Annotated in this window: 16 protein-coding genes; 9 read left to right on the top strand and 7 right to left on the bottom strand. The window is 61.5% G+C overall.

The features are described 5' to 3' along the window. Positions 1-54 precede the first annotated feature (54 nt). A complete protein-coding gene (gene gpmI, locus ACILSR_RS15775) occupies positions 55-1,605 on the bottom strand; it encodes a 2,3-bisphosphoglycerate-independent phosphoglycerate mutase (RefSeq protein ID WP_395750750.1) in 1,551 nt (516 codons plus the stop codon). A 216-nt stretch (positions 1,606-1,821) separates the two neighbouring features. On the opposite strand from gpmI, the gene ACILSR_RS15770 reads away from it, so the two are divergent. Next, positions 1,822-3,267: an N-acetylmuramoyl-L-alanine amidase gene (locus ACILSR_RS15770; RefSeq protein ID WP_395750749.1), complete on the top strand. Its 1,446-nt coding sequence runs from the start codon at positions 1,822-1,824 to the stop codon at positions 3,265-3,267. Between the two features lie 63 nt (positions 3,268-3,330). Here the strand turns inward: ACILSR_RS15770 and ACILSR_RS15765 are convergent, their stop codons facing one another. Further along, complete coding sequence (locus tag ACILSR_RS15765; protein WP_395750748.1) at positions 3,331-3,882, bottom strand: D-glycero-alpha-D-manno-heptose-1,7-bisphosphate 7-phosphatase; 552 nt, start codon at positions 3,880-3,882, stop codon at positions 3,331-3,333. Positions 3,883-4,078: 196 nt separating this feature from the next. Here ACILSR_RS15765 and ACILSR_RS15760 point away from each other — a divergent pair, with 196 nt between their 5' ends. Further along, positions 4,079-4,606, top strand: coding sequence for a hypothetical protein (locus ACILSR_RS15760; RefSeq protein WP_395750747.1), 528 nt, complete (start codon positions 4,079-4,081; stop codon positions 4,604-4,606). Positions 4,607-4,645: 39 nt separating this feature from the next. On the opposite strand, the gene ribD is transcribed toward ACILSR_RS15760, so the two are convergent. Further along, positions 4,646-5,695 (bottom strand): bifunctional diaminohydroxyphosphoribosylaminopyrimidine deaminase/5-amino-6-(5-phosphoribosylamino)uracil reductase RibD, encoded by a 1,050-nt coding sequence (ribD, locus tag ACILSR_RS15755; RefSeq protein WP_395750746.1) that lies wholly within the window; start codon positions 5,693-5,695, stop codon positions 4,646-4,648. A 166-nt stretch (positions 5,696-5,861) separates the two neighbouring features. Between ribD and ACILSR_RS15750 the strand changes: the two genes are divergently transcribed. The 4 genes from ACILSR_RS15750 to ACILSR_RS15735 all read left to right on the top strand — a co-directional run bounded on the left by ACILSR_RS15750 (position 5,862) and on the right by ACILSR_RS15735 (position 12,504). Then, positions 5,862-6,857 carry a type II secretion system F family protein gene (locus ACILSR_RS15750; protein WP_395750745.1) on the top strand — a complete coding sequence of 332 codons (996 nt, stop codon included), beginning with the start codon at positions 5,862-5,864 and terminating at the stop codon, positions 6,855-6,857. Between the two features lie 209 nt (positions 6,858-7,066). Next, a complete protein-coding gene (gene recA, locus ACILSR_RS15745; protein WP_395750744.1) occupies positions 7,067-8,182 on the top strand; it encodes a recombinase RecA in 1,116 nt (371 codons plus the stop codon). Positions 8,183-8,454: 272 nt separating this feature from the next. Beyond that, the gene (locus ACILSR_RS15740; protein WP_395750743.1) at positions 8,455-8,865 is read left to right on the top strand and encodes a hypothetical protein; all 411 of its coding nucleotides are present in this window, start codon (positions 8,455-8,457) and stop codon (positions 8,863-8,865) included. A gap of 120 nt (positions 8,866-8,985) precedes the next feature. Next, positions 8,986-12,504 (top strand): PVC-type heme-binding CxxCH protein, encoded by a 3,519-nt coding sequence (locus ACILSR_RS15735; protein ID WP_395750742.1) that lies wholly within the window; start codon positions 8,986-8,988, stop codon positions 12,502-12,504. Positions 12,505-12,720: 216 nt separating this feature from the next. On the opposite strand, the gene ACILSR_RS15730 is transcribed toward ACILSR_RS15735, so the two are convergent. After that, positions 12,721-13,395, bottom strand: a complete 675-nt coding sequence (locus ACILSR_RS15730) for an RNA polymerase sigma factor (protein WP_395750741.1) — start codon at positions 13,393-13,395, stop codon at positions 12,721-12,723. A gap of 101 nt (positions 13,396-13,496) precedes the next feature. On the opposite strand from ACILSR_RS15730, the gene ACILSR_RS15725 reads away from it, so the two are divergent. Beyond that, on the top strand, positions 13,497-14,024 hold the full coding sequence (locus ACILSR_RS15725) for a DUF5069 domain-containing protein (RefSeq protein WP_395750740.1): 528 nt from the start codon (positions 13,497-13,499) through the stop codon (positions 14,022-14,024). A gap of 26 nt (positions 14,025-14,050) precedes the next feature. After that, positions 14,051-14,602, top strand: a complete 552-nt coding sequence (locus ACILSR_RS15720) for a hypothetical protein (RefSeq protein ID WP_395750739.1) — start codon at positions 14,051-14,053, stop codon at positions 14,600-14,602. Between the two features lie 123 nt (positions 14,603-14,725). Here the strand turns inward: ACILSR_RS15720 and msrB are convergent, their stop codons facing one another. The 3 genes from msrB to ACILSR_RS15705 all read right to left on the bottom strand — a co-directional run bounded on the left by msrB (position 14,726) and on the right by ACILSR_RS15705 (position 18,630). Then, on the bottom strand, positions 14,726-15,316 hold the full coding sequence (gene msrB, locus ACILSR_RS15715) for a peptide-methionine (R)-S-oxide reductase MsrB (RefSeq protein ID WP_395750738.1): 591 nt from the start codon (positions 15,314-15,316) through the stop codon (positions 14,726-14,728). A 69-nt stretch (positions 15,317-15,385) separates the two neighbouring features. Next, positions 15,386-17,875, bottom strand: a complete 2,490-nt coding sequence (locus ACILSR_RS15710; RefSeq protein WP_395750737.1) for a protein kinase domain-containing protein — start codon at positions 17,873-17,875, stop codon at positions 15,386-15,388. A 74-nt stretch (positions 17,876-17,949) separates the two neighbouring features. Continuing rightward, entirely contained in the window at positions 17,950-18,630 is a 681-nt protein-coding gene (locus tag ACILSR_RS15705) for an RNA polymerase sigma factor (RefSeq protein WP_395750736.1), read from the bottom strand. Between the two features lie 255 nt (positions 18,631-18,885). Here ACILSR_RS15705 and zwf point away from each other — a divergent pair, with 255 nt between their 5' ends. Then, positions 18,886-20,427 carry a glucose-6-phosphate dehydrogenase gene (gene zwf / locus ACILSR_RS15700; RefSeq protein ID WP_395750735.1) on the top strand — a complete coding sequence of 514 codons (1,542 nt, stop codon included), beginning with the start codon at positions 18,886-18,888 and terminating at the stop codon, positions 20,425-20,427. The last annotated feature ends 378 nt before the right edge of the window (positions 20,428-20,805 follow it).

The raw sequence follows: 20,805 nt of genomic DNA, 5'->3' as shown, positions 1-20,805 counted from the left end.
CGCTTGGGGTAGCTCGTGTTGCGGGCAGGAGTGCCCGCATCACTTCAAACCGTCTCACTTCCTCACCAGCAAACTCTTCCCCGTCATCTCCGCGGACTGCTTCACGCCCAGCATGTCCAGCAGCGTCGGTGCGATGTCCGCCAGCTTGCCATTCGCCACCGTATAGCCGCCCGCATCTGCCGCCACATAGATGCCATGCACCAGATTCGTCGTGTGCGCGGTATTGGGCGAGCCATCCGGATTCCTCATTGTCTCGCAGTTCCCGTGATCCGCCGTGATGAACAGCTTGCCGCCGAGCTCCAGCACCTTCTCCACGATCATCCGCACGCCGAGATCGATCGTCTCGCAAGCGTGGATACCAGCTTCTACCACGCCGGTGTGTCCCACCATGTCAGGGTTCGCATAATTCATGATCACCAGATCATAGCTCTCCAGACGGCGCATCACCTCAAACGTCAGATCCGGCGCGCTCATCTGCGGCTTCTTGTCGTACGTCGGCACTTCCTTCGGGCTGATCGCCAGGTAGCGGTCCTCGCCCGGATTCGGCTCCTCCACACCGCTATTGAAAAAGAAGGTCACATGCGGGTACTTCTCCGTCTCCGCCGCACGCAACTGCTTCAGGCCCGCAGCCGCCACCACCTGGCCGAGATTGTTGCTCAGGCTCTCGGTGCCAAAGATCACCTTCGCACCCAGCGCTGTATAGTTCGCATCATACTCCGTGAGCGTGTAATACGCCGTCTTCGGCGTCACCTCGCGGTCAAAGCCGTTGAAGTCCGCTTTCAGGAAAGCATCGCTCAGCTGCCGCGCACGGTCGGCACGGAAGTTGAACCACAAGATCACATCGCCATCACGAATGCGCTGCTCGTTGGCATTCGAGAAAATCATCGGCTGCATGAACTCATCCCCACGCGGGTCTTTCGGATACGCCGCCTTCACCGCCTCGCTCGGCAGATCCGTGCGCACTTCACCACGGCCCAGCACGATCGCGTCCCACGCCAGCTTGTTGCGTTCCCAGCGCTTGTCGCGGTCCATCGCATAGTAGCGGCCGATCACCGTCGCGATCTTCGCGCCGCTCGGCGCCAGGTCTTTTTCCAGTTTCGCCATGTAGCCGGCACCGCCCGTCGGCGAAGTGTCACGGCCATCCGTGATCGCATGCACCATCAGATCCGTCACCCCCGCGGCCTTTGCCGCATCGCATAGCGCCGTCAGGTGGTCCTGATGCGAGTGCACCCCGCCGTCGCTGATCAATCCCAGGAAATGCAGCCGCTTGCCCTTGGCTTGCTCAAATGCCTCCACCAGCACCGGCATCTTCGCCAGCTCACCATCGCGGATGCATTTGTTGATACGGGTCAGGTCCTGATACACCACGCGCCCAGCACCCAGGTTCAGGTGGCCCACTTCGCTGTTGCCCATCTGGCCGTCAGGCAGCCCCACGTCTTCGCCGCTGGCGCTCACCGTGCCGCGTGGATAGGTGGCATACAGGTGGTCGTGAAAGGGCGTGCGAGCCAGCAGGGTGGCGTCGCCATTGGCTACGGCTTGCTCCTTACCGCCGGGATTGATGCCCCAGCCGTCGCGAATAATCAGTACAACAGGTTTTTTGCTCATGAGTATGTGGTCACATGGGTCAAGGCGGCTGCCCCGTCAAGGGCGGGTCCAAGCAGCCTTGCCATTGGATTTTTGAAAGCACTCTTTTGACCACCTCCGGCATTTCTAGGCAATTCTTTGAACACCCCCTTCTCGGTGCGTTAGAACGTTTGCGCTCCGGACCGTCTCAGGCTATAAAAGGGTGCCTCTCTTTCGACATCCCCTGTCATTTTCGTCATGACTCCCGGACTGCACTCAACTCTCCCCAAGGCCGTCATCGCCATTTTCGCCCTTACCGTGACCTCGACGCCGTTTGACGTCGCGCACGCGGAAGATTCCAAGCCCGGCTTTTTCAAAAAGATCTTCGGCGGCGGCAGCAAGACCGAAACTCCCCCTCCTGCGCCCGAGCCGGAAAAAAAGCCCGCCCCAAAACCCGCTCCCGCCAGCAAACCGAAGCCGACGCCGGAAAAAAGCACCGCTAAAACTGAGACGGGCAAGGCTCCGCGTGTCATCATCACCACCACAGGCGGCAAAAAGGTGGAAGTTGGCAAAAAGACCACCCCTTCCAAAACCACGGCCAAAACAGAGACTCCCAAGCCAGAATCCAAGCCCAAGGAAGAGCCGGTCAAAGATGTCACCAAAACCGCCTCCAGAGACAGCGGCTCTTCCATGAAGGGCGAGTTCAAGGAAGACGATGACGACAAAGCCGCCAGCACCCCGGCGCCCAAGTCCGTCGAAGTCCTCCCCGCCAACGGCGGTTGGGAAATCGTCAAGATCGGTGGCCGCGACTACGTCACAGCCGAGAGCATCCGGAATTTCTACAACCCCGTTTACGGCTTCACCACCTTCCGCACCCAGGGCACCCACTTCTGGCTCGGCTCCTCCAAGCTCATCCTCAAGGCCCAGATCGGCTCCCAGGAAATGCTCATCAACAACATCAAGTTCATCCTCAGCTTCCCGGTGCAGGAGCATAACGGCAAGGTCCTCTTCTCCCGCCTCGATCTCTGCAAGCTCATCGACCCCGTCCTCTACCCCAGCCACATCCAGAACGCCGAGTACTTCGACACCGTCGTCGTCGATGCCGGCCACGGCGGCCACGACTCCGGCGCGCGCGGTGTTTACGGCTACGAAAAAGACTTCGCCCTCAAGATGGCCATGGCCGTCCGCACCGCCCTCATGCAGCGCGGTTTCAAAGTCGTCCTCACCCGCGCCACGGACACCTTCATCACCCTCGGTGGCCGCGTCGCCATCGCCAATCAGACCCCCAAGAGCATCTTCCTCAGCTTCCATTTCAACTCCAGCGACAACGCCGCCACCGGCATCGAAACCTGGGCTCTCACCCCTCAAAGCGCAGCCGCCACCATCAGCCGCGGCGGTGGCTACAACATCAACGGTGTCACGGGCAACAAGCAGGACTCCGCCAACATCGCCCTCGCCACCGCCGTGCATGCCAGCGTCATCAGCCGCTTCAAGTTCGTCGATCGCGGCATCAAGCGCGCCCAGTGGAGCGTCCTCACCGGCTGCAAGCGCCCCGGTATCCTCTTCGAAGGCGGCTTCGTCACCAACGGTTCCGAGTGCCAGCTCATCGCCTCAGAAACCTACCGCCAGCAAGTCTCCAACGCCATCGGCGACGCCGTGCTCAACTACCGCAAGGCCCTCGAGTCCGCCATGGCCAAGCGCTGAGGATTACCACCAGCAGCCGGTTCGGCCAGGAGTGGGACCATCTTGGCACCACAATCCTCCCCCTCACACCCTCGGCAGCCTCTCCCGCAGCAGCCCCGCCAGCTCCGTCGTCTCCGCCAGCGTAAACTCCGCCTGCACCTTGGGCTCGTGATGGCTTAAAATGCGCACCGTCCTCGGCACCCCCGCGTTGATCGCCATCTGAATGTCCCGATCATGATCCCCCACCAGCCAGCTCCGCGTGAGATCAATGCCGTGCTCCGACTGCGCTGTTAAAATCATCTCCGCACTTGGCTTGCGGCAGGTGCAGCTTCCCGCCAGATGCGTGCACGCATAGATTCCGTCAAACGCCGCTCCATGCCGCGCCAGCTCCGCCTGCATCCGCGCATGCACATCATCCAGCGCCTCCTGCGTCATGAGCCCCTTCCCCACGCCTTGCTGGCTCGTCACCACCACCGTCGCGTATCCACGCTCACGACACAACGCCAGCGCCTCAATGATGCCCGGTGCAAAGTGAAACGCCTCCCAGCACAGCACATACCCATCCCCCGGCGACACATTCACGACGCCATCACGATCAAAAAAAACTGCAGGGCGGAGAGTCGGTGTGGCAGACATGCGGCCTCACGCATAGCCCTGCTGCCACGATTGCGAAACAGCAAAGTGGCCCTTCCCTCTCCGTCGAAAACAGCACCAATCCACGAGCGCAAATCACCCCATGCACAGAGGCGCAGAAATAAACCAACCCGCCACCACTTCTCTGCTCTTGCGCCCTTCGAATTTGAGGATTGGCTGGTCGTATTCTCTGCTCTCCATGAAGCGTCTCCTCCTCATCCCACTTCTGTCCCTGACGCTTCACGCCGACCCCACGGTGCATCATCCTGCGGACTGGGAGCTCGGCACCACTTTCCCAGATCAGCCTCAGCTCAGTGAAAAAGAATCGCTCATGGCCGACGGCCGCAAGCTCGTGGAGTCACGCGCCATTCTTGAGCAAAACGACGAATCCTACCTCATGGAATGCGTCATGCTCCCATGGGCGCCTGTCGGGCCGCAGCGTGCCACCGCCTACGATGCCGGCCTCGCAGCCATGCTGCGCACCAATCCCAGAACCCTCAGAAGCCAGGAAAAAATCCTCATCTGCGGCCACGATGGCAGACGCTATCTCATCGAGAGCAAGGACGGCACCCGCATCACAGACCACCGCGTCGTCTTCATCGGCAGCAAACTCTTTGTCTTCGCCTGTGAGCGGCCCTCCAAAGCAGCCAACAGCCCCGCAGCAGACACCTTCTTTGCCAAGATCACCGGGAAGACTCCCGCCCAAAAGGCAGGCAAAAAAGACTGATCACGATCCTGTCGTCAGCTTCATCCCAGCCCCCCACCTTCACGGCCACACCGGCACGCCGTGAAAGCACACATTGTCCCCGATCGAGAGGACGCTCACATCCTTCAGTTCGATGGACGCAGGCAGCGCAGGCCCCGCGAGAGAAGGCTGCCCGCCGCCGCACAAACGCGGCGCAATGTACCAATAGACCTCATCCACCAGCTTTTCCTGAAACGCCTGCCCGAGGATGACGCCACCGCCCTCGATCAGCACCGAAACCACACCGCTCTTTCCCAGCTCCGCCAGCACCTCCGGCAGATCCTTGCCCTGCATGATGAGGGTGCGGTCCTTGAAGGCATCCGTAAAAAGATGCGAGCTACGAGGCAGGTCGCCACTGCGGGTCATCACCACGCGCCAAGGCTGCAGCTTGCCACTGCCGGCACTCCCATCCCGCAGCGTCAGCTGGGGGTTGTCTTTGCGGACTGTTTCCGCACCCACGATGATCGCATCCACCCGCATGCGCAGCCGCCTTCCATGCGCACGCGCCGCATCATTGGTGATCCATGAGCTCTCCCCCGCCGGCCGCGTGATGCGTCCGTCCAGGCTCTGCCCCGCCTTCGCAATCACATACGGCATGCCCGTTGTGATCCACTTGGAGAATGGCCGGATGATCTCCCGGCACTCCGCCTCCAGCACCCCGGACGTGACCTCAATCCCCGCCTGCGTCAAAATGGTGCGCGCCTGATCGAGGTGGCTCGGATTGGGATCATGCGCGCCGAAGACCACGCGCTTGATGCCCGCCGCCTTGATCGCCTCTGTGCACGGTCCCGTACGCCCCCGCGTGCTGCACGGCTCCAGCGTCACGTAGATCGTCGCGCCGCGCAGCAGCTTGGGGTTGGTTTTCTGCGCATCACGAATGGCCTCCACCTCCGCATGCGGCTCCCCCGCTTTGTGGTGATACCCCCGCCCGATGACCTTCTCCTGCGCCACAATCACCGCCCCCACCGCTGGATTCGGACTCGTCAGCCCCACGCCCTGCTGCGCCTGGTCAATGGCCAGGTGCATCCAGTGCTGGTCGGGAGTTTCTCGGTTGGCAATCGGTGGCGGCATGCGTTGCCGAAATGATATGCAGCGAAACAAAACCGGGAAGCAATAAGAGTGTCACAGAAAAGGGATCCCTCCGCGGCAAACACGCCCCCCCATCGCCCTCGCCCCTCCTCATAAAGATTTTAGTACTCGCCGCCGCATCCCCATTGGCCTTAGTTCTTCACCGCCGATGAAACTCTCCGAAAAAGCCCTGCTCTATCGCGAACTGGCCAAGCTGGTCGGGGCCAATTTTCATCTCGACCGTTCCATCGAACTCCTTCTCAAGCAGAAGCCCTCCCATGCGCGCCGCAGCTGGTTGCAGGGCCTGCAAACGGGCCTCAAAGAAGGCAAAACCATCGCCGCCTCCATCACCGAGCATTGCGGCGATTTCTCCGACACCCTTGAGTTTGCGCTCATAGATGCCGGCGAGCGCAGCGGCCGCCTGGGCGATGCCTTCAGCCATCTCTCCCGCTACTTCGAGGCCTGGCACATGGCCGTCAAGCAGGCGCTCGGAGCCATGATCTATCCGCTGGTGCTCGCCCACCTCGGCGTCATCCTCCCGGAGCTTCCCACCATGGTCACCGCCACCATGGAGGACCGCCCCCTCTCATACGGCGGCATCTTTCTGCCGCTGGCCATCCTGTGGCTCGTTCTGCTTTCCCTGTTCCTGCTCTGGCGCTGGCTCGCCCGCCTCGGCGCGGCATCCGCCGCGGTGGATCGCTGGCTCCTGCACATCCCGCTCATCGGCAGTGTGCGCCGGCACTGGGCTCTCGCCCGTTTCTCCCAGGTGTTTTATGCCAGCCTGCTGGCCTCCATGCGCATGACGGAGTGCATGCAGCTCGCCGGCGGCGCCTCCCACAGCGGCATGCTCCGCCGGGCCTCTGAGGACGCCGCACGCCGCATCGCTGCAGGCGCGACCATCTCCGGAGCCATGGCGGACGTTCACGGCTTCCCGGATGTTTTTGTCGATGGCATCGCGACGGCGGAGGAATCCGGCACCCTCGACCACGAGATGAACCGCTGGGCCGCCGCGGAAACCATCGAAGCCGGGGACGCCGTGCAGCGCGCCGCCCAGTGGCTGCCCAAGATCGCCTACGCCTTCGCTGTCATCTACGTCACCTACCGCATCATCACCTTGATGACCGGTTACTTTAGTGGAGTGACGCGCCTCATGGAGGGCGTCTGATCCAAGGCATCCTTGGGGAACAAAGCAGCAAACCGAGGTCTGCGCTCCTTTCCAAACCGGGCTCGTCCTCGCGTGCCCTCGGACCATGGATGCCCCCTTTCCGGCCCAACTATTCTCGCCAAAAGCTCGAAAATGCTTTACACCACCTCTAAAATGCGTTTTCTGTTCAGCCGAACATCTTTTTTTCAACCACACAACACACCTGAATTATGGCCCGCGCACCCAAAGAAACCTCCGAAGCATCCTCCCCAAAAACCGACAAGCTCGCTGAGGCACGCGGCCGTAACCTCGATCTCGCCATCCAGCAGATCCAAAAGGACTACGGTGAAGGTGCCATCCTCCGCATGGGCGGCGAAGGCCTGAAGTCAGACATCAGCGTCATCCCCACCGGCAATCTCCTCATTGACCAGGCCCTCGGCACTGGCGGCTTTCCCCGCGGTCGTATCGTGGAAGTCTATGGACCGGAATCCTCTGGTAAAACCACCCTCACCCTCACCGTCATCGCCCAGGCGCAGAAGGCCGGTGGTCTGGCTGCCTTCATCGACGTCGAGCACGCCCTCGATCCCGCCTACGCCCGCCGCCTTGGCGTGAAGATGGACGAACTCCTCGTCTCCCAGCCCAGCTCCGGTGAAGAAGCCCTCCGCATCTGCGAAACCCTCGTCCGCTCCAACGCCCTTGATGTCATCGTCATCGACTCCGTGGCTGCCCTCGTCACCCGCCAGGAACTCGAAGGCGACATCGGCGACTCCACCGTCGGTGCCCAGGCCCGTCTTATGAGCGCCGCTCTAAGAAAGCTCACCGCCATCATCTCCAAGGCCCGCACCTGCTGCATTTTCACCAATCAGATCCGTGAAAAGATCGGCGTCATGTTCGGCAACCCCGAAACCACCCCTGGCGGCAAGGCCCTCAAGTTCTACGCCAGCGTCCGTGTGGACATCCGCCGCATCGGCGCCATCAAGACCACCGACGGCACCGTCACCGGCAACCGCACCAAGGTCAAAGTGGTGAAAAACAAGCTCGCCCCTCCCTACACCGAAGCCGAGTTCGACATCATGTACAACGAGGGCATTTCCAATGTCGGCTCACTCCTCGATCTCGCCATGGACTTCGAAATCCTGCAGAAGCGCGGCTCCTGGATCAGCTACAAAGGCACCCAGCTCGCCCAGGGCCGCGATGCCGCCAAGGAAGTCCTCCGCAGTGATGCCACCGTTTACGCCGAGATCGAAGCCGCTGTAAAAGCCAAGCAGGCCGAAAAAGCCGCCGGCTCCGAGAAGGGTTCCTCCAAGTCCTCCAGCGCCGCCTCCGACTCTGCCGACGAAGAGTAAACGCCCCTGGGGTCCAAGTCATTGAGCCCTCTTTCCTCCCTTGGCGGCTTCCACCACCTCGGGAGCGAAAGTGTGCCGCAGCACTCCAGTATGTAGGCTGGATGTGCCCCACCCCCGTTGTTCCAGCAACCTCACACAACCGCGCGCCGTCATGCGTCGATCGTGTTTACGCATTTCACCCCGCTAAATCTTTAGCCTCCCACCTTCCTCTCCTTCGTCGTTTGACTTTCCCCGCCCCGTGCGCCTTTTTTCGCGGTCACTCCGCGACTCGTATGGCTAAACACGGCCAGCATCAGCAGGGAACCTCCGCTAACGAAAAACAATCGTGCTGCGGTGGCAGGCAGGCCGTCGTCGAACTCTGCGAAATCACCTCCTGCGGGCTCGTCTTCTGGTCCCGGCAGCGTTTTGACATCGGTGCAGAAGTCCAGGCGCGCATCAAACGCTCAGCCCTCACCCCTGCCATGCTCGCCATGACGACCACCTCGTCCAAGTGGGTCATGCTCAAGTGCCTCGTCGTCGCCATCTCCCCTCAGCGCCGTGCCGACGGCTCCTCCGGTTTCGAAATCTCCCTGCTCGTCATTCAAGCCGCAGACGACACCTCTCCTCCACCAGTCGCATTCCATTCCAAGATGCACTGGTTCACCCCTCCCCTCCGCGGCCTCCGCCGCTTCGGCTTGAATTAGCACGACAGAACCTCCTTGTCTGTCGCCCGGCGCCCTTTTCAGTTCGCCTGCTACGGGCGCCCAGTCGGGCGCAAACCGTAAAAGTTTTCCGCCCCCTCCACCGTACTCTCCGCCTCCCGCATGAAATTCGCCCTGTTCGCTCTTCTCGCACCCACGCTCCTGCTCGCCGCCCCAAAGCCGCTCTTCACTTCCAAACTCATCACCAGCGCCACGCCAAACCACAGCGTGGACATCGATGTCTCACTCGAAGGTGCGAAGGAACTCTACCTCGTCGTCACCGACGGCGGCAACGGCTTCACCGCCGACTGGGCGGACTGGGCCGAGCCACGCCTCATCCTCGCCGATGGCAGTGAGAAGAAACTCACAGAAATCGAATGGAAGTCTGCGCAAAGCGGCTGGGGCAATGTGCGTGTAAACGCCAACGCCAATGGCACCGAACTGCGCAGCGCAGGCAAAGCCATTGAGTACGGCATTGGCACCCACGCGAACAGCATCATCGCCTTCAATCTCCCCTCAGGCACGAAACGGTTCAAGGCCCGGGGTGCCTTGGATGAAGGCGGCACCAGACAGATCAACCCCAGCGTCGAGTTCCGCGTTTACACCGAAAACCCCGGCCCCATCACCGCCAGCGACAGCGCCACCCACGACCCCGCCGATGCCGTCGATTCCCTCACCGTTCATCCCGAGCTCAAAGTGCAGCTCTTCGCCAGCGAGCCCATGATGGAAAGCCCCTCAAGCATCGACATCGACGCCCGCGGCCGCGTCTGGGTATGTGAAGTCGTCAACTACCGCAAGCACCTCGGCGAACGCGCCGAAGGCGACCGCATCCTCATCCTTGAAGACACCGACGGCGACGCCAAAGCCGATAAGTCCACCGTCTTCCATCAAGGCCACGATGTGGACAGCGCCCACGGCATCTGCGTCCTCGGAAACAAAGCCCTCATCTCCTGCGGCGACGACGTCTTCTGGCTCATCGACGACAACGGCGACGACAAAGCCGACCGCAAGGAGCTCATGTTCACCAAGATCGGCGGCGCGCAGCACGACCACGGCATCCACGCCTTCCACTTCGGCCCCGATGGCCGCCTCTACTTCAACTTCGGCAACGCCGGCAAACAGCTCTGCGACAAGGACGGCAATCTCATCACCGACATCCACGGCGTCAAATGCACCAACCAAAACAACCGCCCCTACCAGCAGGGCATGGTCTTCCGCTGCGAACTCGACGGCAGCAACGTCGAAGTCCTCGCCTGGAACTTCCGCAACAACTGGGAAATCGCCGTCGATAGCTTCGGCACTCTGTGGCAGTCCGACAACGACGACGACGGCAACAAAGGCGTCCGCATCAACTACGTCATGGAGTTCGGCAACTACGGCTACTCCGACGAAATGACCGGCGCCGGATGGCAGACCCCGCGCATCGGCTGGGAGAGCGAGATCCCCTTGCGCCACTGGCACCTGAACGACCCTGGCGTCATCCCCAACCTCCTGCAAACCGGCGCTGGCAGCCCCACAGGCATGCAGGTGTATGAAGGCGATCTCCTCCCCAGCATCTTCCACGGCCAGCCCCTCCACTGCGATGCAGGCCCGAACGTCGTCCGTGCCTACATCACCCAGCCCGACGGTGCAGGCTACAAAGCCGAAATCACCAACATCCTCGAAGGCGCCAAAGACAAATGGTTCCGCCCCAGCGACGTCGCCGTCGCCCCCGACGGCTCCCTCATCATCGCCGACTGGTACGACCCCGGCGTCGGTGGCCACGGCATGGGCGATGTGACGCGCGGGAGGTTGTTTCGCGTGACGACGAAGGCGGCGGAGAAGTATCAGACCCCGGGTTTGAAAGTGGATACCGTCGAAGGCGTAGTGGCCGGTCTGAAATCACCTAACGAAGAAGCGCGATATCTGGCGTGGCAGGCGCTCAAAAAATTCGACTCCAAAGCCATCCCCGCACTCAACAAACTCTTGGCTGACACCAAGGCAGAACCTCAGCATCGCGCCCGAGCCCTCTGGGCTGTAGCTCGGTTTTCCGAAACCGAGGCCGCTGCCGAATCACCCAGCGACCTCAAATTCGCCCTTCCAAACTACCTCCAAACCGCCCTCACCGACTCCGATCCCAACCTCCGCATCACCGCCCTCCGCGCCGCCCGTATGCTCTGGCAACAGAAGCAGCAGGAGCGATTGCGCGATGATGTCATCGCCAAAGTCATCAACGACAAAGACGCCGCCGTCCGTCGCGAAGCGGCCATTGCCCTGCGGTTTGATGACTCAGGTCCGGCATGTCGTTGGTGGGGCGATTTGTATCACAATGTCGATCGTAATGATCGATGGGCAGTGGAGGCTATTGGTATCGGACAAGATTTGTTTATCCAAGAGCGCTGGGTGGATGGCCTCAGCAGGAGCAAACTCGACAACGCCCCTTGGCAAAACGCTCCTCCTCCAGACTGGCGCAGATTCCTCGAATCGGTTTTCACATCTCCCATTGGCGACGACGTCAAAGCTCAAGTTCCTGTGACTGGGATGGCGATTTCAGACTCATTGAAGCTTCTCCGCTCCCTCCAAATCCTCTCCTACAAATACCCCAAAGAAGCCTCCGCCGCCGCCCTCACCATCTTCCTCAAAGCCGATCCCGAAACCTCTCTCGCCGCCACCGCGCTTCTCGACCGCAACACCATCGCCTCCAATCCCGAAGCGAAAGCCCGCCTCGACTCCCTGCTCAAGCCCGTCATCGGCAAACCCGAATTCATCGCCCTCGTCGAACGCCTGAACCTCACCGGCTTCGAAAAAGAACTCCTCGACTACATCGTCGCCAATCCCAACGCGCCCGAGTCTGTCAACGCCGCACGCCTTATCGCCGCCAATCGCGATGGCGCGCTGCGCTTCCTCAAAGACGCCGATGCGGCATCCGCCAAAGCCCTCATCGCCTCACTCGGTCGCGTGAGCGACCGCGCCTCCGTCTCCGTCTTAAACCAAGCCTTCTGGCCCGAGAAACGCGAGGATGTCCGCCACGTCATCATCGACGCCCTCGCGCTCAGCGGCGAAGGCGGACGCGCCATTCTCAAGTGGCAGAGCGAAGGTAAACTGCCCGCCGAATTCAAAGACCAGTCCGCCCTCGCCCTCAGCCGCAGCACCGATGCCAGCGTGCGCGATCAGGCCGCCAAAGAACTCCCCCTCCCCGCTGCCCAGGGCCTCGAAAACTTCCCCAAACTCCCCGAACTCGTGAAGCTCAAGGGCGATGCCGGGAAAGGTCCGCAGATGTTCATGCAGGCCGGGTGCATCGCCTGCCATCGCGTGAAAGGCCAGTACATCGACTTCGGCCCCGACCTCACTCAAATCGGCGCCAAGCTCAGCAAGGACGCCCTCTTCACCGCCATCCTCTATCCCAGCGCCGCCATCGAGCACAGCTTCGTCGGCCAGCAGATCACCACCAAGGAAGGCCAGACCATCACCGGCTACCCCATCAGCGAAACCGACACCGAACTCACCCTCCGGATCGCCGGCGGCGCTTCCACTCCTGTCAAAAAATCCAGCATCGCCAAAAAGGAAGAACTGAAACTTTCCCTCATGCCCCCCGGCCTCGCTGGCGCGATCGGCCCCCAAGGCCTGGCCGACCTCGTGGCCTGGCTGCAGACGCTGAAGTAAGAATCACAGACGCTCAGCGATCGCACAGGCAGCATAGCATCGCCACCAGCCACCAAAACCACGGCCCACCATCCTCCGCCCCGAGAGGCAGTGAGCCTGTTGGCAGTCACTGTCACAAACGGAGCCATGTCCGCTGTGCGCTACGTTTGCGGCCAGGCGGCCATGAACATTCTGCTGGTCCCGCTGACCGGCAGGCCAGAGGGTCTGTCGCCCTTCTTATTCGACGTCTTCGCCGAGGTAGGCGGCGAGGTGTTTTCTCAGCTCGGTGCGGGCGCGGAAGAGGAGGCTCTTCACGGCGGGGAGGGACATTTTCAGAACGGCGCAGATGTCTTCGTATGGCAGGTCCTGGTGGCGGCGCATGACGACGGCGATGCGCTGCTTCTCCGGCAGGGCGGCGATGGCTTTGTCCAGGGCCTGCTCCAGCTCCGTCTGCTGGGTGATGTGATCGGCGCCGGGCGTGCTGTGGTCGGCGAAGTACTTGGGCGGCTCGTCCTCGTTTTCCTGCTCCATGCTGACCTCCTTGCGGCGGGAGCGGCGGCGGGTTTCGTTGAAGACCAGGTTGCGGGTGATCGTGAAGAGCCAGGTGGTGAACTTGGCGGTGACTTCGTAGCGCGGGGCGCTGCGCCAGACGCGGATGAAGACCTGCTGGGCGATGTCATGCGCATCGTCGATGTTGTTGAGCATGCGGGCGCAGGTGCCAATGACGGCGTTCTGGTGCATCTCGACCAGGCGCTCAAAGGCCTGCACGTCCCCCTCCTTCACGCGGAGCATGAGGCGGATGCTCTCCTGGTCCGATGACTCCTCGACACCGTCGGCGGCGGCCTGCGGTGGCGGTGGGGGAGCATTCCGGTCCGGTTCGGGCATGAGGTAGGCTGGCAGTGAGGCTGCCATGCTAGCGAAGGTCATACGCAATGTAAACCACGGGTGGGGTGGAATGGTTGCGCGCGAATATTTGACGCTCAAAGAACCGTCGTTATGCGTAAGGTTACCGTATGAACGATTTAACCTGGGACACTTCCTTCCGCGAACTCTTCGAGCGCTGCGTCAAACTGCACCAGGGGGGCGACACTCGGGCGGTGAACTGGTACACGGAGGCGGACAAGACTTTTCTGGACGGCATCGGCTACACGCCGCAGGAGTTTTTTGACTTTGTGGACGACCACTGCCGCTACGGGGCGGAGGGGCCCACGCTGGAGACGAGCCTGCTGGTGGCTGCGGTCCGGCGTGACTATTTCCGCGTGGTGCAAAACAGTGTGCGCAGCGAAAAGACAGTGCCACCGAGCGAACTGCCGCCAAAAACCGCCGCAGTTGAAGGCATGACGTGGCTGCCGCGTCTGATCGTAAAAGCGCGGGCAAAGCTGCAGGGCGAGATGGACCCGGACACCATGTATGGCTGCGGCGGAGACCGGGCGTTTTTTGAGGAGCACAAACTGCACCCTGCTGATTTTCTGCGTGTGACGTGGGCGGCCGGGGACGATGACAAGAAGATCATCGAATTCGCGAAGACCGGGAAGATGTGAGGGATGTTCCCCCAGCCGGAGGTGCCGTGATGGAAGAGATCAATCCTTACGCGGCGCCTCAGGCAAAGATCCTTCTGGACGATACGCATGCCGTCCACATGCGGAGGACGTTTTTGCGCACGGAGAGGCACCTGAAGGCCTTTGGCCTCCTGGTGATGATGCTAAGCCTGGTGGCCATCATCGCAAAGGTGATGAGAGCCAGGGTTCTCTCCGAGGAATTTGGAATGATGATCATTCCATGGCCGCAGATCATGATCTCAAGCCTGATGGGTGTGATCGGGGTGGGCCTCTATCTCGTCAAGCGGTGGGCGGGCCTGCTGGCGATGGTGCTGGGATTTTTGATGATCTTGATCAGCATCAGCCAGCTTCCAAGCGGCCTGATCACGATTGCGTTTCAAACAGGCGCACTGGTGTTTCTGGGCAGCGTCAGAGTCAGATGCGTTCTGTCGCCTGACTATCAGAGCGTGATCCTGCGCACGCCCATGATCAAGAGCCCCCCGGCAAAATGGATCGTGCCAGTGGTGGTGGTGATCGTGCTGCTGATGCTGGTGCCGGCTGTTCTGTTTGGCATGCGCTGATGGACGGGCGGGCAGCCGCCACGAACGGATCGCGCTGAAGGTGCGGGCAGGAACCGCAGCGCAGACAGCCAGCCGCAGGCCGCTCGTAGAGCGAGCAAAGCGAGGCAATGCCCGCATTACTTTCTACTTCTTCTCCACGCCGCCTTCTTTGGCGACTTCGCCTTTCTTTTCCTGCACAGCGGAGGAGTTTACTTCGAGGAGCTTGGGGGCTTCGCCGCCTTTGGGGACGAACTTGAGGGCGACGCCGTTGATGCAGAAGCGGCGGTCGGTGGGGGTCTTGAAGCCTTCGCCTTCAAAGACGTGGCCGAGGTGGGCATCGCAGCGTTTGCAGACGGTCTCGATGCGGTGCATGCCGTGGCTGTTGTCCACCTTTTCAAGCACACCCTTGGCCTTGGAGGAGTCGTAGAAGGAAGGCCAGCCGCAACCGGAGTGGAATTTTTCCTTGGAGGTGAAGAGCTCAGCGCCGCAGCACACGCAGTAGTAGGTGCCTTCGCCCTGGGCTTCGAACTCGTGATAGGCGGCGCCGTTGGCGCGCTCAGTGCCGCGCATGCGGGTCACGGCAAACTGCTCTGGGGTGAGCATTTTCTCCCATTCGGTGGTGGATCTGACGACTTCGGGCTTCATGCTTTTAGAATCGGTTTTGGGTTTGTCCTCAGCCTGCACGATGCAGAAGGCGATGGCGAGGGTGGAAAGGAGGGTGAGGTGGAGTTTCATGGCGTTGGTGTGCTGATACGTGGGAGACGCGGGCAAGATTGCTTATTCCAGCAAAAGAAACCGGCTTCATCAGTCCTCATCCTCGCGCGCCATCTGGCCGATGTTCCAAAGCAGCAGGCGGAAGCCGGCGTCCGGGTGGCGGTCCGCTGCGGTGGCATGCCTGCGGAAGGAGGCGAGCAGCTCCTGGCGCTCCGCCGTGGTGTAGGCACCGCCGCGCAGCACGCCCTGGTCTGGCATGTCGCCCCATGAGTCGGAGACCCACTCCCAGAGGTTTCCGGAGAGATCGAACAATCCGCGGCCATCCGCACGGAAGGAGCCGACGGGGGAGACCTCGGCAAAGCCGTCGTCATAGTTGGGGATGGATTTCTTCCCGGTCTTGTCAGCGGATTTGTCCATGAAGTTGCCGGATTTGGCCGGGGGCGGCCAGATAAAGCCCCAGGGGTAGATGCCTTCGATGCGCATGCTGCGCTCGGAGGGAGTCGCGCCGACTTCGCGCGAAAGATAGGCGGCCATGCTCCACTCGTCATCGGTGGGCAGGCGGTATTCCTGATCCGGCTCCAGCAGCCCCTGGGCACGCTCGCGATCTGTGAGCCAGCGGCAGAAGAACTCGGCCTCGGAGCGGTTGACCATGCTGACGGGGAGATCGGGGCCCGCCACGAGCTCGCGTCCCGGAACGGCCGGCTGATTGGTAGCCTTGGCAAATTCAGCGAAGTCTTTGCGGCGGGTTTCGATGCTGGCCATCATGGTCTTCCCGAGCGGGACAAACTTGATGCCAAGGCTGTTCTGCCAGGCCTTGCCAAAGACAACGGAGCCGGTGGCCTTGAGGCGCAGATTGAAGCTGATGCTCTGGCCTTCCTTCAGCTTGCCGCTGACCACTTCCGGCTTGTAGCCAGGCAGGATGATCTCGTAGTGGAAGGCGTCCGCGCGCACCTTGGACAGCGCGATCGGAGTGCGGCCCACGATGCGCTCTCCCTCGTGAATCTCCGCCCCTGGCGGTGTGCTGGCGATATTGAGGCTGCCAAATTTGACGCTGACGATTTCGCACCGGATCACATTGTGCCCGGGCTTGGGCTTGGCGGAGCCGGGGGTCTGCGGCACGCTCATGGCGCGCCAGGCGTACTCGTGGCCCGCGTCCAGGCGGCCGGTCCTGCGATCGCTGGCGGTCATCCAGGCGCAGAAGGAATCGGCCTCGTCCTTGGGAATGACCGCCGCCCAGAGGGTGGACTTGTCTGGCTGCGTGAGCGGGGTCACTTCGTACTCGGCGGCGGAGGTGGTGTCTTCGAGGAAATCGCGGAAGTTTACGATGCTCAGCGGGAGATCCGCGACGTGGCGGTCCTGCTTCCACGAGAACCATTGCTTGAGGCGGTTCTGCCACTCCTTGTTGGGTGTGGGGGTTTCCGGGCGCACGGGTGCCACCGGGGGTGGTTTCACCGGCACGGGAATCTGGTAGCTCCATTCGCGCTGGTGCCTGGCCATGACGAGGCCGCCTGCCACGACAAAGGAGGCGAGCGTGGTGATGACGGCGGCACGGCTAAAGCGGCGGATGAAGCTCTCGGGCTTGGTGGTGCCCACGTGCTGGAGGGCTTCGGCAAAGTCGGAGGCATTGGCAAAGCGGCGGTCCAGATCCGCTTCACACGCATGGCAGATCACGCGGTTGAGATCGATCCAGAAGGGCCACTCTTCATCGGAGAGGTTCTCCGGAACTTCGGGGAACTCCATGCGGTCTTTGCCGCTGCTCATTTCATAGAGCACCTTGCCCAGGCTGTAGATGTCTGCCTGCGGAGTGCCAGGGCCTTCCGGCGGGACGAAGCCCTCCGTGCCGACAAAGGTGCGCTCTCCAAAGGCGGCCACGAGGCCGATGTCCGCCAGCTTGCACACTCCGCCCACGAAAATGATGTTGGAGGGCTTGATGTCGCGGTGGGTGAGACCGTGATTGTGCATGTAGTGCAGCGCATCGGCGAGGTACACGCCCGCATCCCGGCAGAAGAAGGGATCCAGGCGGCCATGGCGCTTCATGTCCGTGGTGAGGGTGCGGGGCACGTAGGTCTTGACGTCCTTCATGTGCGCACCGTCTTCGGCATCGTCCGCCAGCTCCATCACGCAGTAGTAGAAGCCGCGGTTTTCATTCCAGCCCACGTGGAGAATGTGGACAAGGCAGGGATGACCGCGGGAGATGGGCTCAAACTGCTGGATGCCCTGGAACTCGCGGTGGAAGGTGCGGGTGAGCTCAAAGTCCTCGCGCCAGACGATCTTCACGGCACGCAGCGCACCGGTGACGCTCTGCGCCAGCCAGACTTCGCCATAGGCGCCGGAGCCGATGCGCTTGAGCAGCGTGTAGTCCGGGATGACGATGTCATCGCGATGGGAAGGCGGGCCGTTTTTGTCCCTGGCGCGCACCTTGTCATGGGCGGTGGGAGCGGCGATGGGTGGCGCGGGCAGATCCACCTCAAAGGAATCTCCATCCAGCGCCGCGAGATCCTCGGCAGACATGGGAGCGACCCCATCCGCATTCCCAGAGGAAGGCGGAAGTTCGGCGTGCGGGGCTGCTGAATCGCTCATGAAGCTGGCGTGGGAGGAAGATAGCGGCATCTGCAGGCAGGATCAAGCCGGCTCAGGCGCGCGGAACTCTCCCACTAAAGCATCGTATTCTCAAGCCCCTGCACTTCTTTCTTCACCAGCGCACCGACGCGGTGCTTGGCCAGATAGACCTGGGCCGCATTGATGCCGAGGGCCTCGGAGGTCTTCTTCACGCCCCAGCCTTTCATGACGTAGCAGTCGAAAATCTGGAACTGACGTGGGGAGACCTTGGCTTTGACGCGCTCAAGAGCGGCGGCGGTGATGTTGTCCCGCCACTCGCGGTCCCAGATGTTTTCGAGCAGATTGTCCTTGTCCTGGGAGAGGCGGTCGATCACCTGGCCGCTGGTGTCCTCGGTGTCGGCATTGCCCTGGTCCGCCAGGGATGGCTGGCGCTTGCGGGCGCGGAAAACGTCCAGAATGCGCCAGCGGGTCATCTGCAGGAGCCAGGCTTTGAAAGAGCCGGCACGGGGATCGTACTGGCCTTTCTGCACCTGACGGGCGATGGCGATGACGGTTTCCTGCACCACATCAAAGGCCTCCTCGCGGGTGAGGCCTGCCTTGGTGCCGACGCTGAAGATGAGACGCCAGTAGGTCTGGTAGAACTCGTTCCAGGTCTTCTGATCTTCCCAATTGTTCAGGCGCTCAATGAGGCTCTTGCGGGTTTTTTCCCACAAGCCTTTGTCTTTTTTTACGTCTTCCGGAATCGGAATGTCTGGCTCAGGTGCCGGTTTGCTCATTGGCTGGAGACTGTCAACGGATGAGCCGTGCTGTCAAACCTTTGAAACCCAGCAGATATAGAGAAAATGGGCGAAAGAGACCCTTGTTGAACGGCGGGGTGGGCCGGAAAGCTGCCCCAGCGGGATTCATGGCATTCATGAAGTCATTTCATCCATCCGGAGACGGCGGAAAAGCATCGCTGGTTGCCATCAGTTGGCGGCGGGGTAGTCTGGCAGTCCAGCGCCCGCTTTGTGGCGTAGTCCTTGCTAATAACCATGCCCGAATTGGAAAATCCCTTTCAAGAGACTCTGCTCTCCCGCCACCGTGCGGAACCCTGCTCCGTGGTCATCTTTGGTGCCACCGGCGATCTCACCCATCGCAAGCTGATCCCCGCCATCTACAACATCGCCGCCGCGGGAGACCTGCCGCCCCAGTTCAAGGTGGTGGGGTTTGCCCGCCGTGAGAAGACAGACGAGGGCTTCCGCGGGGAGCTGGAGGAGGGAAACCGCAAGAACAGCCGCCAGGGGCACAATGACGAGCTGTGGAAAAGTTTTTCGCAATGCATCCACTACCACCGCAGCGAGTTTGAGGACCTGGAAGGCTACAAGTCTCTTGCCGCTCTGCTGAACAAGTTTGACGAGGAGCGTGGCTCGCCTGCAAACCGACTTTTCTATCTCGCGTCCGCGCCGGAGGCCTTCAAGCCCATCCTGGAGATGCTCAAAAAAGCCGGACTAAACGAAGGCGTGGGCGGCAAATGGGCGCGCGTGGTGTGTGAGAAGCCCTTTGGCAAGGACCTGGCGACGGCGCAGGGACTCAACGCCGTGGTGGCTGCAACGTTTGAGGAAAAGGACACCTACCGCATCGATCACTATCTGGGCAAGGAGACCGCGCAGAACATCATGGTGCTGCGGTTTGCGAACTCCATCTTCGAACCGAACTGGAACAGCCGGTACATTGACCACGTGCAGATCACCTGCGCGGAAAATCTCGGCATGGAAGGCGGCCGCGGAGGATACTATGACACCGCCGGCGCTCTGCGTGACATGGTGCAGAATCATCTGCTGCAGCTCGTGTCCCTGGTGGCGATGGAGCCGCCGACCGATCTTAGCGCGGACAGTGTGCGTGATGAGAAGGTGAAGGTGATCCGTGCGCTACGCCCGCTGGTGGGACCTGAAGACGTGGGCAAGCATGTGATCCGTGCGCAGTACACCGCAGGCAGCGTGGACGGTGTTTCGCGCGTGGGATACCGGCAGGAAGACCGAGTGAATCCGGAATCGAAGACCGAGCCGTATGTGGCGCTGCGCCTCATGATCGACACCTGGCGCTGGCAGGGCGTGCCATTCTATATCCGCGTGGGCAAACAACTGCCAAAAAAGGCCACGGAAATCAGCGTGCATTTCAAGAAGCCGCCGCAGATTCCATTCGCCACCTCCTCGATGCTGAAGCACAGCGAGAACACGCTGGTGATCCGCATTCAGCCGGACGAAGGCATTGCGCTGCGCATCCTGTGCAAGCAGCCGGGACAGGCGATGAGCATGCAGCAGGTGAAGATGGACTTCCGCTATTCGTCGAGCTTTGGCAAAGCCAGCCCGGAGGCCTACGAGCGTCTGCTGATGGACGCGATGGCGGGAGATGCCACGCTGTTTGCACGCCGTGACGAAGTGGAGAATGCGTGGCGTTTCATCGATGAAATCGAGAACGCCTGGCACAAGTCAGACGCGCCGCCACCGATGCACGAATACCCGGCTGGAAGCTGGGGGCCAAAGGAAGCGGATGACCTGCTGCGTGCAGACGGGCGTGAATGGCGGCTGCTGTAGGCGCAGGTGTGCGGTGCAGGCGTGGACGTAGACAGTCGTGGCGACAGCCCGCCCGTCTGCGAGCGCGCTGCAAACACTGGGGCGTACGAACGTCCTCGAAGTCGGGCGGTTTGGCGTAGCTGCGAGGGAGCATGGAATATTTCGACGCCACACACGGCCGCCCTACGGCCTGAGTGCGCGTGCTCGAGAACTGGTCTGCTGCGGCTGCAGTGCAGACCCGTTTTTAGTGGGTCGTGGTCTAGACCTAATGCCGCTAAGCAAAAGCTGGTTGGTGCCGGAAAAAGAGCGCTGTACAAATGAACTGCATGGTTAACTAAAGGCGGATGCCTGCATCATCCACACCTGATCTTCCCCCTGGCGTCTTTGCCCACACTCTCC

Source organism: Prosthecobacter sp. (assembly GCF_044222565.1).
Lineage (GTDB): Bacteria > Verrucomicrobiota > Verrucomicrobiia > Verrucomicrobiales > Verrucomicrobiaceae > Prosthecobacter.
This window is presented reverse-complemented; position numbering and strand designations above follow the sequence as displayed.

What these genes read in the sequence shown, in the direction of transcription:
- gpmI (WP_395750750.1), bottom strand. Translation starts at nt 1,605, where the DNA reads ATGAGCAAAAAACCTGTTGTACTGATTATTCGCGACGGCTGGGGCATC.
- ACILSR_RS15770 (WP_395750749.1), top strand. Translation starts at nt 1,822, where the DNA reads ATGACTCCCGGACTGCACTCAACTCTCCCCAAGGCCGTCATCGCCATT.
- ACILSR_RS15765 (WP_395750748.1), bottom strand. Translation starts at nt 3,882, where the DNA reads ATGTCTGCCACACCGACTCTCCGCCCTGCAGTTTTTTTTGATCGTGAT.
- ACILSR_RS15760 (WP_395750747.1), top strand. Translation starts at nt 4,079, where the DNA reads ATGAAGCGTCTCCTCCTCATCCCACTTCTGTCCCTGACGCTTCACGCC.
- ribD (WP_395750746.1), bottom strand. Translation starts at nt 5,695, where the DNA reads ATGCCGCCACCGATTGCCAACCGAGAAACTCCCGACCAGCACTGGATG.
- ACILSR_RS15750 (WP_395750745.1), top strand. Translation starts at nt 5,862, where the DNA reads ATGAAACTCTCCGAAAAAGCCCTGCTCTATCGCGAACTGGCCAAGCTG.
- recA (WP_395750744.1), top strand. Translation starts at nt 7,067, where the DNA reads ATGGCCCGCGCACCCAAAGAAACCTCCGAAGCATCCTCCCCAAAAACC.
- ACILSR_RS15740 (WP_395750743.1), top strand. Translation starts at nt 8,455, where the DNA reads ATGGCTAAACACGGCCAGCATCAGCAGGGAACCTCCGCTAACGAAAAA.
- ACILSR_RS15735 (WP_395750742.1), top strand. Translation starts at nt 8,986, where the DNA reads ATGAAATTCGCCCTGTTCGCTCTTCTCGCACCCACGCTCCTGCTCGCC.
- ACILSR_RS15730 (WP_395750741.1), bottom strand. Translation starts at nt 13,395, where the DNA reads ATGGCAGCCTCACTGCCAGCCTACCTCATGCCCGAACCGGACCGGAAT.
- ACILSR_RS15725 (WP_395750740.1), top strand. Translation starts at nt 13,497, where the DNA reads ATGAACGATTTAACCTGGGACACTTCCTTCCGCGAACTCTTCGAGCGC.
- msrB (WP_395750738.1), bottom strand. Translation starts at nt 15,316, where the DNA reads ATGAAACTCCACCTCACCCTCCTTTCCACCCTCGCCATCGCCTTCTGC.
- ACILSR_RS15710 (WP_395750737.1), bottom strand. Translation starts at nt 17,875, where the DNA reads ATGAGCGATTCAGCAGCCCCGCACGCCGAACTTCCGCCTTCCTCTGGG.
- ACILSR_RS15705 (WP_395750736.1), bottom strand. Translation starts at nt 18,630, where the DNA reads ATGAGCAAACCGGCACCTGAGCCAGACATTCCGATTCCGGAAGACGTA.
- zwf (WP_395750735.1), top strand. Translation starts at nt 18,886, where the DNA reads ATGCCCGAATTGGAAAATCCCTTTCAAGAGACTCTGCTCTCCCGCCAC.